Raw genomic sequence first — 14,246 nt, 5'->3', positions numbered from 1 at the left:
GAGAGGGGTCTTGGCGAGCCCGGTCGTCCCGAAGATCCGCTGCCTGCGCACCACACCGGCCGAAAAGCCCTCGCCCGCTTGCGGGAGAGGGTTGGGTGAGGGGCTTGCCTTCTTGCCGGATCGACGGGATTAGCGCGTCGGGACCGGGTGCTCGCCGCGGTAGTCGTAGAAGCCGCGGTTGGTCTTGCGGCCGAGCCAGCCGGCCTCGACATATTTCACCAGCAGCGGGCAGGGGCGGTACTTCGAATCCGCCAGTCCCTCATACAGCACCTGCATGATCGACAGGCAGGTGTCGAGGCCGATGAAATCGGCGAGCTGCAGCGGGCCCATCGGGTGGTTGGCGCCGAGCTTCATGGCCGTGTCGATCGCGTCGACCGAACCGACGCCCTCATAGAGGACGTAGATCGCCTCGTTGATCATCGGCAGCAGGATGCGGTTGACGATGAAGCCCGGGAAATCCTCCGAGACGGTCGAGGTCTTGCCGAGCGCCGCCACGTAGCCCTTGGCCGCCTCGAAGGTCTCGTCGCCGGTGGCGATGCCGCGAATCAGCTCGACAAGCTGCATCACGGGAACCGGATTCATGAAATGGATGCCGATGAAGCGCTCGGGCCGGTCGCTCGCCGAGGCGAGGCGGGTGATCGAGATCGAGGATGTGTTGGTGGCCAGCATCGCATCGGGCTTCAGCGCCGGGCAGACGCCGGCGAAGATCTTGCGCTTGACCGACTCGTCCTCGGTCGCCGCCTCGATGACGAGATCGCAATCGCCGAGATCGTCGACGCCGAAGGCCGGCTTGACGCGCGCGAGCGCCGCCTTGCGGTCTTCCTCGGTGATGCGGCCCGAATGGACCTGGCGCGAGAGATTGCCGTCGATGGTGGCAAGCCCCTTGCGGACACGCTCCTCGGCGAGGTCGTGGATGAAGACCTCGTAGCCGGCAAGCGCGCTCACATGGGCGATACCATTGCCCATCTGACCGGCTCCAATGACGCCGATCGTCTTAATCGCGGTGCTCATGCCCCAAGGGCTCCTTTGTCTTCCAGAATCCGAAATCTTGCTCAAAAAAGTTCGGCCGTGCCCGATGACCGGAGGTCAGTCGAAGCACGGCCGTCGAGATTGTCAACCGGCGTTGGTAAAGGCTTAGTTCGCGAGCGCCTTGGTGAGGGCCGGAACCACCGTGAAGAGATCGTCGACGAGGCCGTAATCGGCGACCTGGAAGATCGGCGCGTCGCCATCCTTGTTGATCGCGACGATGACCTTCGAGTCCTTCATGCCGGCCAGATGTTGGATCGCGCCGGAAATGCCGATGGCGATGTAGAGATCCGGGGCGACGACCTTGCCGGTCTGGCCGACCTGCCAGTCGTTCGGGGCGTAGCCGGAGTCGACCGCGGCGCGCGAGGCGCCGATGGCAGCCTTGAGCTGGTCGGCGAGCGGAGCGATCACTTCCTGGAATTTTTCGGCCGAGCCGAGCGCGCGGCCGCCCGAGACGATCACCTTGGCGGAGGCGAGTTCCGGCCGGTCGGAGACGGAGAGATCCGCTCCGACGAAGCTGGAAAGGCCGCTGTCGCCGGGAGCGGCGATGGTCTCGACCGGAGCGTTGCCGCCCGCAGCCGCGGCCGGGAAGGCGGCGATGCGCACGGTGATGACGCGCGTCTTGTCGCTCGACTGCACCGTCTCGATGGCGTTGCCGGCATAGATCGGACGCTCGAAGGTGTCGGGCGAAACGACCTTGGTGATTTCCGAGATCTGCATCACGTCGAGCAGGGCGGCGACGCGCGGCGCGACGTTCTTGCCGGTCGAGGTGCCCGGGACGACGATCGCGTCATACTGGCCGGCCAGCGAGACGATCAGGTCGGCCAACGGCTCGGCGCGGCGATTGGCGAGGCTTTCGCCATCGGCGAGCAGCACGCTGCGCACGCCAGTAAGCTGGGCGGCGGCGTCGGCCACGGCCTTGGCATTCTGGCCGGCGACGAGCACGTCCACCGGCTGGCCGAGCGCCAGGGCGGCGGTCAGGGTCTTGGCGGTCGCCTCGTTCAGATGCGCGTCGTCATGTTCCGCGAGGATCAGCGTTGCCATCTCAGAGTACTCCCGCCTGCTTGAGCTTCGCCACGAGTTCATCCACCGTGCCGAGCTTGACGCCGGCGGTGCGGCCCGTCGGCTCCACGGTTTTCAGAACGGTAAGGCGCGGGCTGGCGTCGACGCCGAGCGTCTCCGGGCTGGTCTCGTCGAGCGGCTTTTTCTTCGCCTTCATGATGTTGGGCAGCGATGCGTAGCGCGGCTCGTTCAGGCGGAGATCGGTGGTGACGATCGCCGGGAGCTTGAGCCGCAGCGTCTCGAGGCCGCCATCGACTTCGCGCGTCACGTCGACCGAGCTGTCGCCGAGCGCGACCTTTGAGGCAAAGGTCGCCTGCGGCCAGCCGAGCAGGGCGGCCAGCATCTGGCCGGTCTGGTTGGAATCGTCGTCGATCGCCTGCTTGCCGAGGATGACCAGGCCGGGCGCCTCATTCGCGATCACCGCCTTCAGCAGCTTGGCGACGGCCAGCGGCTCGACGCTTGCGGCATCCGTCTTGACCAGGATGGCGCGGTCGGCCCCCATGGCGAGGCCGGTGCGCAGCGTTTCCGCCGATTTGTCGGTACCGATCGAGACGACGACGACTTCCGTCGCCTTGCCGGCTTCCTTGAGGCGAAGCGCCTCTTCGACGGCGATTTCGTCGAACGGATTCATCGACATCTTCACGTTGGCGAGGTCGACGCCGGTGCCGTCCGCCTTGACGCGGATCTTGACGTTGGTGTCGACCACCCGCTTGACGGGCACGAGGATCTTCATCTCGACGATTATCCTTTCGCTGCAGCGATTTGCGGAGCGTTTGGCGCGGGACCGTACCGGCGGGTTCTCCCTGAGTCAACGCAAGCGATGCACGCTGGAAGCGGTCAAATCACCGGGTCGACCGGCATTTCCTCGTCCACTTGCCGCGCCAGCAGCGGAACGCCCGGCCGGCGGAAGAACAGAACCAGCACCGTGCCCATCAGCAGGCCGCCGAGATGGGCCGCCCAGGAGATCTCGCCCGGCGCCCCGAAGGCGAAATTATAGACCTGCAGCAGGATCCAGAAACCGAGCACCCAGACGGTGCGGAGCCGGATCGGCACGCGGAACAGCAGCAGGATCCAGATTTTTACGCGGGGATGGAGGACCAGGTAGGCGGCGATCACGCCGGCGACCGATCCGGATGCGCCGATCAGCGCGATGTCCGATCCCGGCTCGACCATGACATGCGCCAGGCCGCCGCCGATGGCGCAAAGGAAATAGAACAGGATGAAGCGGATATGCCCCATCGCATCCTCGACATTATCGCCGAAGACCCAGAGGAACAGCATGTTGCCGGCGAGATGCCAGATGTCGCCATGCAGGAAGGACGAGGTGATGAAGGTCAGATATTCCGGCGCGTGGTAGAGGCCGGGCGTGCGGATATGGATGCCGGCCAGCGTCGACGGGATCAGCCCGAAGGCCATCACCGAGGCAGCTTCGGCGTCCGCATTGCCGGCGCGCTGGTAGATCAGGAAGATCAGGCAGTTCAGCACGACGAGGCCGCGCGTCACCCAGGGGAAGCGGATGTAGCGGAGCGGATTCTGGTCGTGGAACGGGACGAACATGCCCGTTCCTCAGCGGTTCTGGCCCGGCACCCACAGGACATCCGTGGCGCCGCGATCATTGACGTAACGGGAAGCGACGAACAGGAAGTCCGACAGCCGGTTGACGTAGCGGATCGCCGCCGGGTTGACAGCTTCGTGCGAGGCGAGGTCGACCATCACCCGTTCGGCGCGGCGCGCCACGGTGCGGGCGATATGCAGATGCGCCGCCGCCGGCGAGCCGCCGGGCAGCACGAAGGAACGCAACGGGCTCAGTTCGGCGTTGAGCAGGTCGATCTCGGCTTCCAGCCGGTCGGTCTGCGCATCGATGATCCGCAGCGCCTCGCGGCCCGGCTTCAGCCCGGATTCCGGTGTCGACAGATCGGCGCCGAGATCGAAGAGATCGTTCTGGATACGCGCCAGCATGGTATCGACCAGGGCATCGTCGCCGACATAGAGACGCGCCGCGCCGACCTGGGCGTTGGTCTCATCGACCGTGCCGTAGCTCTCGACGCGCAGATCGGATTTGGCGCGGCGCTCACCCGTGACGAGCGACGTGGTGCCGTCATCGCCTGATCTCGTATAGATGCGGTTGAGCGCGACCATCGATATGCCTCAGCGGGCCGAAAAATACAGGGCGGCCATCATGATGACGACCGCTGCGAACTGCAGCATCACGCGCATGCGCATCAGCTTTTGCGAGCGCTCCGGCGACCCGCCGCGCAGCATGTTGAACAGCCCGAGCAGCAGCACGATGGCCACGGCGGCGAGCGCGATCGGGATCAGGTAATGGAAAAAGCTGTTCATCGGCTCATGCTTCAGGAATCGGGGCGATCCGACCTTATACGCTCGATCCCTGCCGCCTCGCCATATCCGCTGCCTGCGCTCAATTGAGCCACCAGATCGCGGCATTGAGCGCGGTGGCAAAGGATACCCAAGCGAGATAGGGCACCAGCAGCCAGCTTGCGAGGCCGTCGATCCGGGAGAAAGCGCCCATGGTGGCGATGATCGCCAGCAGCAGCGCGACGATGTCGATCAGGGCGAGCCATGGCATGTGCAGGGCGAAGAAGGCGCCCGACCAGGCGACATTCAGCGCCAACTGGACCGCGAAGGTGAGGACGGCAACCTGCAGCGCCGTGCCGCGGCCGAGCGTCCACACGCGCCAGAAGGCAATCGCCATCATCGCGTAGAGTAGAGTCCAGACGGGCCCGAAGACCCAGTTTGGCGGGCTGAAGAACGGCTTCGTCAAACCGGCATACCAGGTCGGGATGCTGGGAAGCGTCAGCCACGAGCCGAGCGCGGCGGCGGCGAAGCAGATGGCGAGGCTGACCACGAGCCGCACCAGCGAGCCGGGCGACAGCCAGAACTGCGGCGAACGAAATTCGGCGGAAAGGGAATTCATGGCGGCGCACCCTGCTTCATCTGCCCACTCTACGCGCATCCGGCGTTCCGGTTCCCGGACCCCGACATTCAGGCTCAAGAATTGCGGGCGATCAACCCATCCATCAGGCGGGCCGGAAAAAGCCGCTTCATCAGCGCCGCCGCCTTGGTCAGCACGGTCACGCGGTAGCGCAGCCGGGGACGCGGGCTCTCGAGCGCATGCAGCAGGGCGGCGGTGACCGCCTCGGGCCCGAGCTTGAAGCGCGAGGGACGACGCGTGCCCTGCATGCGCGCGAGCTGCGACTGGTATTCCTCGCGATGCAGCGAGGCGTCGACATCGACGGTCGCGTGGAAGTTCGCCAGCGCGTTCTGGGTGAAGCGGGTGGCAATCGGACCCGGCTCGATCAGCGACACCTGGATGCCGGAGCCGGCAAGCTCCAGCCGCAGGCAGTCGGTCAGTCCTTCGAGCGCGAATTTCGAGCCGACATAGGCGCCGCGATACTTGCCGGCGACGAAGCCGAGGATCGACGAGCACTGGACGATGCGGCCGTGGCCCTGCGTGCGCATCACCGGCACGATCCGGCGGGTCAGCGTGTGCCAGCCGAGGACGTTGGTCTCGAACTGGCGACGAAGCACGTCGGTGGTCAGATCCTCGATGGCGCCCACCTGGCCATAGGCGCCATTGTTGAACAGCGCATCCAGCCTGCCGCCGGTCGCGGCCAGCACGGCGTCGGCGCAGGCATGGATCGAGGCCTCGTCGGTATAGTCGAGAGAGAGCGCCTCCAGCCCCGCCTCGGCCAGGGCGGCGAGGTCCTCCGGCTTGCGGGCCGTCGCGAAGACGCGCCAGCCCCTTGCCTTCAGCGTCAGGGCGGCGTCGCGGCCGATGCCGGACGAAGCGCCGGTGACGAGGATCGATCGGGCGTCCGTCATGCTGTTCCTTGCTGCTCGCGGTGGTCCGCCGCCTTCGGGTGGCCGGCGGACTATAGAGGGCGGGGCGGAGGAGCCAAGCGGCAGGATGGTCGCGTGCGGTTGTGGTTGACCGCTCGGGCGGAGATTTCTACTGTCGGCCGATAGCCCCACCGACATCGTGGTTTCCATGTCCCGCTGCGTCTTCCCCGTGTCTGCCCTGCCGGGGTCAAGCGCATGCTGATCCTCGGCCGGCTGGCCGAGATCGCCTTCATCGTGCTGCCGATCGCCGGGCTGATCTTCGTCGGCTATCTCGCCGGCTGGACCAAGCATCTGGGCGACCGCGCCGCTGACGGCCTGTCGGAATATGTCTTCGGCATCGCCGTGCCGGTGCTGATCTTCAAGACGCTGTCGGAATCGAAGATGCCGGAGGGCGGCCAGCCCTGGGGCTACTGGATCGCCTATTTCACCGGTGCCTTCATCGTGTTCGGCATCGGCTTCCTGATCGCGCGGCGGGTGTTCGGCCGGGCGCATGTCGAAGCGGTGATGCAGGGCTTCGCCTCCGGCCAGTCCAATACCGTCTTCGTCGGCGTGCCGGTGATCCTCAACGCCTTCGGCAACGAGGGCGCGGTGCCGCTGTTCCTGCTGATCGCCATCCATCTGCCGGTGATGACGACGGCCGCGACCCTGTTCGCCGAAGGTTCGGAGTCCGGCATTTCGCGCGCCACGCTGACGCGGCTGCTGAAGGCGCTGGCGCGTAATCCGATCCTGTTCGGCATCTATGCCGGCGCCATCGGCCAGATCGCCGGCATCCATGCCACGGGTCCGGCCGGCGAGGTGGTGCGGATGCTGGCTGCTTCCTCCGTTCCCTGCGCGCTGATCTCGATGGGGCTCGCGCTGCGGCGCTACGGCTTCGCCGGCGACATCCATGCCTCGCTGGTCATCAGCTTTTTGAAGCTGATCGTGCATCCGCTGATCGTGCTGGCGCTGGTTCAGGTCCTGCCGATGCCGCCGGTCTGGGCCGGCGTCGCCGTCGTCTTTGCCGCCATGCCCTGCGGCGTGAACGCCTATCTGCTCGCCAACCACTACAAGGCCGGCGTTGCCAGCACGGCCAGCGCGGTCTCGCTGTCGACCCTGCTCAGCCTCTTCACGGTGACGATCTGGCTCTATGTGCTGGGCGTCGGCTGAAGCCCGACCCGTGCCCGGATATCGGCCGGCGTCATGCCCGCCTGGCGAAGCTGGCGGAGTCCGGTCGCCCCTTCGGATTTCGAAAGCTTCCGGTCGGCCGCATCTCGAATCAGGCCATGGTGGCGGTAGCGCGGCTCCGGCAGGTCCAGCAGCGTCTGCAGCAGACGGTGCACGCTGGTCGCGTGGAAGAGATCTTCGCCGCGCACGACATCGCTGATCCCCTGCAGCGCGTCGTCGACGACGACGGAGAGGTGATAGCTGGTCGGGATCTCCTTGCGCGCGATGACGACGTCGCCCCAGCGCGCGGGATCGGCGGCAACCGTGCTCGTCTCGCCGTCCGGGCCCCGACCCGCCTCCTGGAAGGTCAGCGCGCCCGCGCGGGCGAGCGCCGCGTCCATCTTCAGCCGCCAGGCATAGGGCATGCCGGCGGCGATCTTCGCCGACGCCGCCTCGGCCGACAGATCCCGATCGAAGCCCGGATAGAGCGGCGCGCCATCGGGATCGCGCGGCCAGTCCGGATCCGCGGTCGCGGCGCGGATTTCGGCCCGGCTCAGGAAGCTCGGATAGACCAGATCCATCGCCTTCAGGCGATCCATCGCCGCGGCATAGGCATCGAAATGTTCCGACTGCCGGCGCACCGGCTGTTCCCACGTCAGCCCGAGCCAGGCGAGATCCTCCAGGCTCGACGCTTCGAATTCCGGCCGGCACCGCGTCACGTCGATGTCTTCCATCCGGATCAGAAAGCGTCCGCCGGCCTCGCGCGCGAGATCGCCGTTGAGCAGGGCCGAGTAGGCGTGGCCGAGATGCAGGTCGCCATTGGGGCTCGGGGCGAAGCGGAAGGTGCGGGTCATGGCGGAAATGGGCGCGACGTCGTGCGGGATGGCGAAACAGGGCGGCAACTTGCTAGCATGCGGCAGATTCGTTCGCCTGCCTAACCGGGAATTTCCATGCTCGATGGTCCGCGCCTTGCCCCGCTTTCCGGCGGTCCCGCCAAAAAGCTCGTCGTCCTGCTGCATGGCGTCGGCGCCGACGGGCACGACCTGATCGATATCGGCAAGCATTGGGCGCCGTTGTTTCCCGACGCCTATTTCGTGGCGCCCGACGCGCCCGATCCGTCCGACTGGGGCATGGGGCGGCAGTGGTTCCGGCTTTCGGTGCGCGATGCGCATGAATATTGGCAGGGCGCTTCCGCCGCCGCGCCGAAGCTGGACGAATTTCTCGACGCCGAACTGGAGAGGCTCGGCCTCACCGACGCCGATCTGGCGCTGGTCGGTTTCAGCCAGGGCACGATGATGGCGCTGCAGGTCGGCCCGCGCCGGCCGCGCGAAATGGCCGGCATCGTCGCCTATTCCGGTCGCATCGCCGGCGTCGAGCGGCTGAAGGCCGAGACGAGGAGCCGGCCGCCGATCCTGCTGGTGCATGGCGCGCTGGACGAGGTCATCCCGGTCGCCGCCCTCCAGGAGACGGAAAAGGCGCTGCGCGATGCCGGTTTCGCGGTGGCTTCGATCGAGCGGCCCGCCCTGGGGCACAGCATCGACGAGGCCGGACTTGCCGCAGGTGCCGCCTTCCTGAAACGCATTTTTGCCACAGCCGACGTCTGATCGTCGCGCACGCAAACGTCAACGTTTCATTGGCTTCACAAGGATGACACAGAGCCTATAGACTATTTGGGCAATCTCGAGGTTCGGCACGTCTCAACAGAGGAAGCCCATGTCTTGACGATAGCCGTGTCACCCGGCGCCCACCCGGCCCTTGTGCTCAATGCCGACTACCGGCCTCTGAGCTATTACCCGCTCTCGCTCTGGTCGTGGCAGGATACGATCAAGGCGGTGTTCCTCGATCGCGTCAACATCGTCTCCGAATATGACATCGACATTCGCAGCCCTTCCTTCCGGATGCGGCTGCCCAGCGTCGTCTCGTTGAAGAGCTATGTGACGCCGACGCGAAATCCCGCCTTCACGCGCTTCAACGTGTTCCTGCGCGACCGCTTCCAGTGCCAGTATTGCAGCACCCGCGAGGATCTGACCTTCGACCACGTCATCCCGCGCGCCCATGGCGGCCAGACGACGTGGGAAAATGTCGTCGCCGCCTGCTCGCCCTGCAATCTGCGCAAGGGCAGCCTGACCTCGGCCGATGCGCGCATGTGGCCGCGGCAGAAGCCGTTCCAGCCCAGCGTCTCCGACCTGCATAACAATGGCCGCGCCTTCCCGCCCAACTATCTGCACGACAGCTGGCTCGATTATCTCTACTGGGATACGGAACTGGACCCGTAAGCCCACCCTTTCGCAGCCATTGTCCGACTCTTGCCGCAACTGATCCGCATCACCGATCCCGCCGACCCGCGCATCGCGCCCTATTGCGCCGTTCGCGAGCGCGACCTGGTCGGCCGCGACGATCACTTCATCGCCGAGGGCGAAGTGGTGCTGCAGACGCTGGTCCAGTCGGAGCGCCACCAGCCGGTCTCGCTCCTGCTCGATGAAAAGCGCGTCGACGGCCTCTCCGCCATCACCGAGCGCCTGGCGGACGAGGTGCCGGTCTATGTTGCCAGCCAGGCGGTGCTCGACGGCATTGTCGGCTTCCATATCCATCGGGGCATTCTCGCGCTCGGCCACCGGGCGCCCGCGCCTGTCCCCGACGCGCTCTTGGCCGGCCTCGAGGGCAGGGCGCTCGTCGTCGTGCTGATGGGCATTTCCAACCACGACAATCTCGGCGGTATCTTTCGCAACGCCGCGGCCTTCGGCGCCGACGCGATCCTGCTCGATGCGCCATGCTGCGACCCGTTCTACCGCAAGGCGATCCGGGTCTCGGTCGGCAACACGCTGACCCTGCCGCATGCCAGGCTGGCGCCGGACGAGGATGTCGTGGCGCTGCTGGAGCGGCATGGCTTCACGGCGGTGTCGCTGAGCCCGAATGGCGAATATCGGCTGGCGGAGCTGAAGCGTCCGCCCCGCGTCGCGGCGCTGCTCGGCACCGAGGGGCCCGGCCTCGACGCCGCCGTGCTCGCCCGCACGCGGACGGTGCGGATCCCGATGGCGCCGGGAGTCGATTCGCTCAACGTCGCGACGACGAGCGGCATCGTCCTGCACCAGCTGACCCAGGCGGCGGGCGACGACGAGTAGAGCGGGAAGTACCTTCACCTCTCCCTGAGGGAGAGGTGAAGGGCGGTAGGTCTGCCTCAGGCCCGCCGCAGGCCGGCACGGAGCAGGGCGGCGGCGATGACGGCCGAGACGACGGCGTTCCAGCCGGCGAAGGACAGGCCGAGCACGCGCAGCGCCGCCTCGCCGCAGTTCACCACCTTGGTCTTGCCGATCTGCGCCAGCAGGTCGCCGGCATTGCCGGTGGTCGCGAGGCCGCCGCCGCAATCGGCCGGTCCGAGCCAGAACTTCCATTCGACGCCGGCGTGATACAGGGCGAGGCCGAGGCCGGCGAGGAAGATCAGGCCGGCGAGGACGAGCAGCGCGCGTGCGAACCCCTCGGATTTGCGGGCGAAAAGCAGCAGGATCGCGACCAGCAGGACGGGCAGGCCGAGATAATAGGGGATGCGCTGTTCGAGGCAGAGCTTGCAGGGCGCATAGCCGCCGAAGATCTGGAAGCCCCAGGCGCCGAGGATCGCCGCGAGGCCCAATCCGAAGCTGAGGACGGCAAGCGGCAGGCGGCGGGAAGAACTATCGGCCATTCAGGTCTCGCTTTGATCGATGCGGTCTGCTTCTAGCCCGGCGGGATCGAAACTGTCGACGTCCCGGTATTTCACATCCGCGTGCGGTGGGGATAGCGCCTCGTGCGCGAGGGCCCGACAATTGGGCATAGGCGCGAAAACGCCGTTGCTTCTGGCGCAAGCCTGACTATAGTCGCGCCGTCGCAGGCCACTGGCCAGCGCGTTGCGGGCGTGGTGGAACTGGTAGACGCGCCGGACTCAAAAAGTGGTTTGTCTACCAATCCACAGAAAATCACGACGAGTTGAAACCGTCGTATTTTCAACGGGCTGACAGAGTGGCAAAGGCGAGTAGGAAAATCGCCGAAAATAGTCTAGGAGCCGGCTAGGAGCCGAAACCTGGGGTAGGATCGGCGGTGGTGTGCGGGCGTGGCGGAATTGGTAGACGCAGTGGATTCAAAATCCACCATCTTCACGGATATGTCGGTTCGAGTCCGACCGCCCGCACCATCTTTGATCCCGGCTCCGATTCACAACATCCAGCAGATTGGCGCGAACGGGCCGACCCAGCTCGACCGACGGCTTGTATCGGCTGAGACATTGGATCTCGCGCCATTGGGTCTCGGCCACTAAGCCAGCGAGGTGATTGACCGCGGCCGCGGCCATCATCTGGAACGAGTGATGCTGCTCGTCAGCCGAACGGCGGCATCGCCTATGAACCAGAAGCTCTTCCCGGATGAATCGTACCGCCCGTCGGGAGCCACCGTGACCATCTGAGGCATCCGGCGTTTCCTGTTAGCCCGAAGCCGCTCGATGCCATTGCGCTCCTCGCGCCAATCCTCCGGATAGCTCTCGATCTCACCAGTGAAGGCGTAGTCGGGATCCCCGTCTCCCGTAGCGGTCAGATAACCCGCGGCGTCCCCCCTCCTGATCATCGAGGGGCGCATCGTCGATGTTTCTCGGCAGAAGCAGGATGCCGTCAGCGTCCTCAGTCTTGGTGACGACGTGGACCTCATGTCCGCATTCCCGGCAGAATCTGGTCGGATATCCGAAAAAACCGGCATGGTGCCGGTGAACTGGCGCGCGATGGAAACCGAGGAGCTGGGTTCGGTCTATGAATCTCTGCTCGAACTCCAGCCGCAGCTTGGCGACGACGGCAAGACGCTCACCTTCGCCTCGGAAGCCACTGAGCAGAAGGGTAACCAGCGCAAAACCACCGGCTCCTACTACACGCCGGACAGCCTCGTGCAGGCACTCCTCGACACAGCGCTCGATCCTATTCGCGACAAGACAGAGGCGGAAGCCGCCGACCCAGCCCAAGCCTTGTTGAAGCTCAGCGTCATCGACCCCGCCTGCGGATCGGGCCACTTCCTGCTAGCCGCTGCCCGCCGAATCGCTACTCGTCTTGCCCGCATTCGAGCGGAGGGCACACCCTCGCTTGCAGATTTCCGACATGCGCTGCGTGATGTCACCCGCTGCTGCATCTATGGTGTCGATCGCAACCCGATGGCGGTTGAACTCACCAAGGTCGCTCTCTGGATCGAGACGGTGGACCCTGGCCTTCTGCTTGGCTTCTTCGATGCGCAGATCCGTTGCGGCGACTCTCTTTTTGGCGTGTTCGATTTAAAGGTGCTGGAGCAGGGTATTCCGGATGCTGCGTTCAAGGAGCTCGCCGGCGACAACAAAGAGGTAGCAAGATACTACGCCCGAAAGAACAACCTGGAGAAAGCAGAAAAAGATCGTATCGCCGAAGGCTCCGGTTTCAGCCGTGCAAGAGACGTCACGCGCGATTTCGAGGCGCTTCGCGCTATGCCGGAAAATACCGTCGACGAGATTGAAGCCAAGTCTGCAAGACTACGTGCGCTGACCAAGCAAGGTGCAGTCGCATGGCAACTTGAAACGGCATGCGATCTCAACGTGTCGGCGTTTCTGTTGCCGAAGACGAAAGGTGGGCCGTATGCGGGGCCTGACGGGGATCTCCGACCCGGCGCTGCTGCGAGCCTCGCACATCGTGCCGTGGAGCGCGTGCGAAAGCGACGCCGAGCGGCGCTGTGGGATGCTGCCTTCGACCGTGCGCTCGTCACATTTGACGACCAGGGCAGGCCCGAGTTCTCGGCCAGCCTCAGCGAGCAAGCGCGTGCCGAACTGCGCTGGCATTCCCCCATTCCGCTAACAGATGGCCATCGTCGACGGTTAGCCCGACATCGCGAGTGCATGCGAGCCGAGCAAAGCTGATTTGCGTGTTTGATGTCTTAGCCAGCCCGAGTTCACACCAAACAGCTTTGTCGACGGTCTCCGGCTCGCTACATTCCAACCCTTTGTTCGCGGCCGCCATTCAGAGGACGATCATTCGATGGTGGCGCTTTCTCCCAGAACGGACCGGTTTTCGCCTTTTCATAACCGTACTCATAAAGAGACCGCATATAGCCTGTATCAAAGTCAGGCGAGGCAGGTGACGGAACATTCCCGTCGATGTAGGTCAGGTTGAACCCAAGCTTGTTGTGCCGGGCGAAGTCAAAGGTGTCGTATAGAATAGACCGAGTTTGCCTCTTTGTGAGCGAGGCAGAACTCCGCGCAGCGATATCCGCAGTGTTGTTCCGCACCACTTGAAAATCTGGGTCAACCTTGTTGTTGATCAAGATATAGATGTCTATATGTAGATTTCGGCTGAAGTTTCCATTCCGTAAGAGGAATGCATCCGGTAACGTCAGTACGGGCGTCATCACGGCCCCATCCGCATGCATCTCCTCAAAACGACGCCCATTTGCCTCAACGTCGATTAGGATAGGTGGGAATACCACCGGGATGCTTGCCGATGCGGCAATGACGTCCCGAAACAGGTTCAAAGCCTGAGTTGATCCAATCGAAGCAATTCGCCCCATGTCCCAGATCACCGTGCGTTGCGTATCGAGATTGGTGGTTACAATGAAAAGCCTTCTGCCCCTAGCGTGCTCGGCAGAAATTGCTGCGAGCATACGCTGGTCAACATAATGAGCGACGAGCTCGCGCAGACGCGTATTTCCAAACACGCCCGATCTAAAAAGGGCATTCGTAATACTTGGCGATCCGAGAAGGCTCTCCGCTATGCCGCTGGTGTATATTTCTTTCAGCGTGGCATCGTAGGTAGACCCAAGAAATGCAAACGGCGCAATCAATGCGCCGGTACTCACCCCCGAAACAACTGAAAACTGCGGGCGAGTGCCGGCTGCGGCCCAGCCGCTCAAGACGCCGGCACCGTAGGCACCGTCGGCACCGCCTCCGGATAGCGCAAGATAGCTATGCGAGCCAGCACGAAGGGGCATGCGCGCTTCATTGGAGAACGTCGATACTGGCTCGTCCGCATATTTCCGCAGATCGTTGAGGTCGAGCACACGCGAGGATAGCGCGTCATTGGCGGTGTACTGTGTCCGCGGAAGAGAACTGCAGGCGGCAAGGATCGTCATGGCGATGACGACGAACGATAGACGGCCGAGCGCACGGAAAATGTTGCTCATTCCCA

Annotated in this window: 16 protein-coding genes and 1 tRNA gene; 6 read left to right on the top strand and 11 right to left on the bottom strand. The window is 64.6% G+C overall.

Annotated features, from left to right (window positions below):
• Positions 1 to 129: 129 nt before the first annotated feature.
• From OSH10_RS09295 to OSH10_RS09260, 8 genes are all read right to left on the bottom strand, one after another.
• Positions 130 to 1,011 carry a 3-hydroxybutyryl-CoA dehydrogenase gene (locus OSH10_RS09295; protein WP_266331381.1) on the bottom strand — a complete coding sequence of 294 codons (882 nt, stop codon included), beginning with the start codon at positions 1,009 to 1,011 and terminating at the stop codon, positions 130 to 132.
• A gap of 123 nt (positions 1,012 to 1,134) precedes the next feature.
• The gene (locus tag OSH10_RS09290; protein ID WP_266331380.1) at positions 1,135 to 2,070 is read right to left on the bottom strand and encodes an electron transfer flavoprotein subunit alpha/FixB family protein; all 936 of its coding nucleotides are present in this window, start codon (positions 2,068 to 2,070) and stop codon (positions 1,135 to 1,137) included.
• 1 nt (position 2,071) lies between these two features.
• A complete protein-coding gene (locus tag OSH10_RS09285; protein ID WP_266331378.1) occupies positions 2,072 to 2,821 on the bottom strand; it encodes an electron transfer flavoprotein subunit beta/FixA family protein in 750 nt (249 codons plus the stop codon).
• A 104-nt stretch (positions 2,822 to 2,925) separates the two neighbouring features.
• Complete coding sequence (locus tag OSH10_RS09280; protein ID WP_266331377.1) at positions 2,926 to 3,645, bottom strand: rhomboid family intramembrane serine protease; 720 nt, start codon at positions 3,643 to 3,645, stop codon at positions 2,926 to 2,928.
• A gap of 9 nt (positions 3,646 to 3,654) precedes the next feature.
• Positions 3,655 to 4,227 carry a cob(I)yrinic acid a,c-diamide adenosyltransferase gene (locus OSH10_RS09275; RefSeq protein WP_266331376.1) on the bottom strand — a complete coding sequence of 191 codons (573 nt, stop codon included), beginning with the start codon at positions 4,225 to 4,227 and terminating at the stop codon, positions 3,655 to 3,657.
• Between the two features lie 9 nt (positions 4,228 to 4,236).
• Positions 4,237 to 4,428, bottom strand: a complete 192-nt coding sequence (locus tag OSH10_RS09270; RefSeq protein WP_266331375.1) for a twin transmembrane helix small protein — start codon at positions 4,426 to 4,428, stop codon at positions 4,237 to 4,239.
• Positions 4,429 to 4,507: 79 nt separating this feature from the next.
• Positions 4,508 to 5,023 carry a TspO/MBR family protein gene (locus OSH10_RS09265; RefSeq protein WP_266331373.1) on the bottom strand — a complete coding sequence of 172 codons (516 nt, stop codon included), beginning with the start codon at positions 5,021 to 5,023 and terminating at the stop codon, positions 4,508 to 4,510.
• Positions 5,024 to 5,097: 74 nt separating this feature from the next.
• Entirely contained in the window at positions 5,098 to 5,931 is an 834-nt protein-coding gene (locus tag OSH10_RS09260; protein ID WP_266331371.1) for an SDR family oxidoreductase, read from the bottom strand.
• Positions 5,932 to 6,144: 213 nt separating this feature from the next.
• Between OSH10_RS09260 and OSH10_RS09255 the strand changes: the two genes are divergently transcribed.
• Positions 6,145 to 7,095, top strand: coding sequence for an AEC family transporter (locus OSH10_RS09255; RefSeq protein ID WP_266331370.1), 951 nt, complete (start codon positions 6,145 to 6,147; stop codon positions 7,093 to 7,095).
• On the opposite strand, the gene gluQRS is transcribed toward OSH10_RS09255, so the two are convergent.
• Positions 7,074 to 7,946, bottom strand: coding sequence for a tRNA glutamyl-Q(34) synthetase GluQRS (gluQRS, locus tag OSH10_RS09250; protein ID WP_266331369.1), 873 nt, complete (start codon positions 7,944 to 7,946; stop codon positions 7,074 to 7,076). The two genes, OSH10_RS09255 and gluQRS, sit on opposite strands and share 22 nt — an antisense overlap.
• A 96-nt stretch (positions 7,947 to 8,042) precedes the next feature.
• Between gluQRS and OSH10_RS09245 the strand changes: the two genes are divergently transcribed.
• The 3 genes from OSH10_RS09245 (at position 8,043) to OSH10_RS09235 (ending at position 10,214) form a co-directional block, all read left to right on the top strand.
• On the top strand, positions 8,043 to 8,696 hold the full coding sequence (locus OSH10_RS09245; RefSeq protein ID WP_266331367.1) for an alpha/beta hydrolase: 654 nt from the start codon (positions 8,043 to 8,045) through the stop codon (positions 8,694 to 8,696).
• Between the two features lie 114 nt (positions 8,697 to 8,810).
• Positions 8,811 to 9,368, top strand: coding sequence for an HNH endonuclease (locus tag OSH10_RS09240; RefSeq protein ID WP_266331365.1), 558 nt, complete (start codon positions 8,811 to 8,813; stop codon positions 9,366 to 9,368).
• Positions 9,369 to 9,398: 30 nt separating this feature from the next.
• On the top strand, positions 9,399 to 10,214 hold the full coding sequence (locus OSH10_RS09235; RefSeq protein WP_266331363.1) for a TrmH family RNA methyltransferase: 816 nt from the start codon (positions 9,399 to 9,401) through the stop codon (positions 10,212 to 10,214).
• Between the two features lie 56 nt (positions 10,215 to 10,270).
• Here the strand turns inward: OSH10_RS09235 and OSH10_RS09230 are convergent, their stop codons facing one another.
• A complete protein-coding gene (locus OSH10_RS09230) occupies positions 10,271 to 10,771 on the bottom strand; it encodes a disulfide bond formation protein B (protein ID WP_266331361.1) in 501 nt (166 codons plus the stop codon).
• A 399-nt stretch (positions 10,772 to 11,170) separates the two neighbouring features.
• On the opposite strand from OSH10_RS09230, the gene OSH10_RS09225 reads away from it, so the two are divergent.
• Positions 11,171 to 11,257: transfer RNA gene (locus OSH10_RS09225), tRNA-Leu, on the top strand.
• A gap of 504 nt (positions 11,258 to 11,761) precedes the next feature.
• The gene (locus OSH10_RS22995; protein ID WP_245576853.1) at positions 11,762 to 12,982 is read left to right on the top strand and encodes an N-6 DNA methylase; all 1,221 of its coding nucleotides are present in this window, start codon (positions 11,762 to 11,764) and stop codon (positions 12,980 to 12,982) included.
• Between the two features lie 68 nt (positions 12,983 to 13,050).
• Here OSH10_RS22995 and OSH10_RS09215 read toward each other — a convergent pair whose 3' ends face one another.
• Positions 13,051 to 14,241 carry a patatin-like phospholipase family protein gene (locus OSH10_RS09215; protein WP_084639931.1) on the bottom strand — a complete coding sequence of 397 codons (1,191 nt, stop codon included), beginning with the start codon at positions 14,239 to 14,241 and terminating at the stop codon, positions 13,051 to 13,053.
• Positions 14,242 to 14,246 lie beyond the last annotated feature (5 nt).

Source organism: Kaistia defluvii, from assembly GCF_026343955.1.
In the GTDB taxonomy this organism is placed as follows: Bacteria; Pseudomonadota; Alphaproteobacteria; order Rhizobiales; family Kaistiaceae; genus Kaistia; species Kaistia defluvii.
Note: the sequence above shows the minus strand (reverse complement) of the source record. Positions and strands in the feature narration are given on the sequence as shown.

Coding starts and splice junctions, on each gene's coding strand:
- OSH10_RS09295 (WP_266331381.1), bottom strand. CDS start 1,011: ATGAGCACCGCGATTAAGACGATCGGCGTCATTGGAGCCGGTCAGATG.
- OSH10_RS09290 (WP_266331380.1), bottom strand. CDS start 2,070: ATGGCAACGCTGATCCTCGCGGAACATGACGACGCGCATCTGAACGAG.
- OSH10_RS09285 (WP_266331378.1), bottom strand. CDS start 2,821: ATGAAGATCCTCGTGCCCGTCAAGCGGGTGGTCGACACCAACGTCAAG.
- OSH10_RS09280 (WP_266331377.1), bottom strand. CDS start 3,645: ATGTTCGTCCCGTTCCACGACCAGAATCCGCTCCGCTACATCCGCTTC.
- OSH10_RS09275 (WP_266331376.1), bottom strand. CDS start 4,227: ATGGTCGCGCTCAACCGCATCTATACGAGATCAGGCGATGACGGCACC.
- OSH10_RS09270 (WP_266331375.1), bottom strand. CDS start 4,428: ATGAACAGCTTTTTCCATTACCTGATCCCGATCGCGCTCGCCGCCGTG.
- OSH10_RS09265 (WP_266331373.1), bottom strand. CDS start 5,023: ATGAATTCCCTTTCCGCCGAATTTCGTTCGCCGCAGTTCTGGCTGTCG.
- OSH10_RS09260 (WP_266331371.1), bottom strand. CDS start 5,931: ATGACGGACGCCCGATCGATCCTCGTCACCGGCGCTTCGTCCGGCATC.
- OSH10_RS09255 (WP_266331370.1), top strand. CDS start 6,145: ATGCTGATCCTCGGCCGGCTGGCCGAGATCGCCTTCATCGTGCTGCCG.
- gluQRS (WP_266331369.1), bottom strand. CDS start 7,946: ATGACCCGCACCTTCCGCTTCGCCCCGAGCCCCAATGGCGACCTGCAT.
- OSH10_RS09245 (WP_266331367.1), top strand. CDS start 8,043: ATGCTCGATGGTCCGCGCCTTGCCCCGCTTTCCGGCGGTCCCGCCAAA.
- OSH10_RS09230 (WP_266331361.1), bottom strand. CDS start 10,771: ATGGCCGATAGTTCTTCCCGCCGCCTGCCGCTTGCCGTCCTCAGCTTC.
- OSH10_RS22995 (WP_245576853.1), top strand. CDS start 11,762: ATGTCCGCATTCCCGGCAGAATCTGGTCGGATATCCGAAAAAACCGGC.
- OSH10_RS09215 (WP_084639931.1), bottom strand. CDS start 14,241: ATGAGCAACATTTTCCGTGCGCTCGGCCGTCTATCGTTCGTCGTCATC.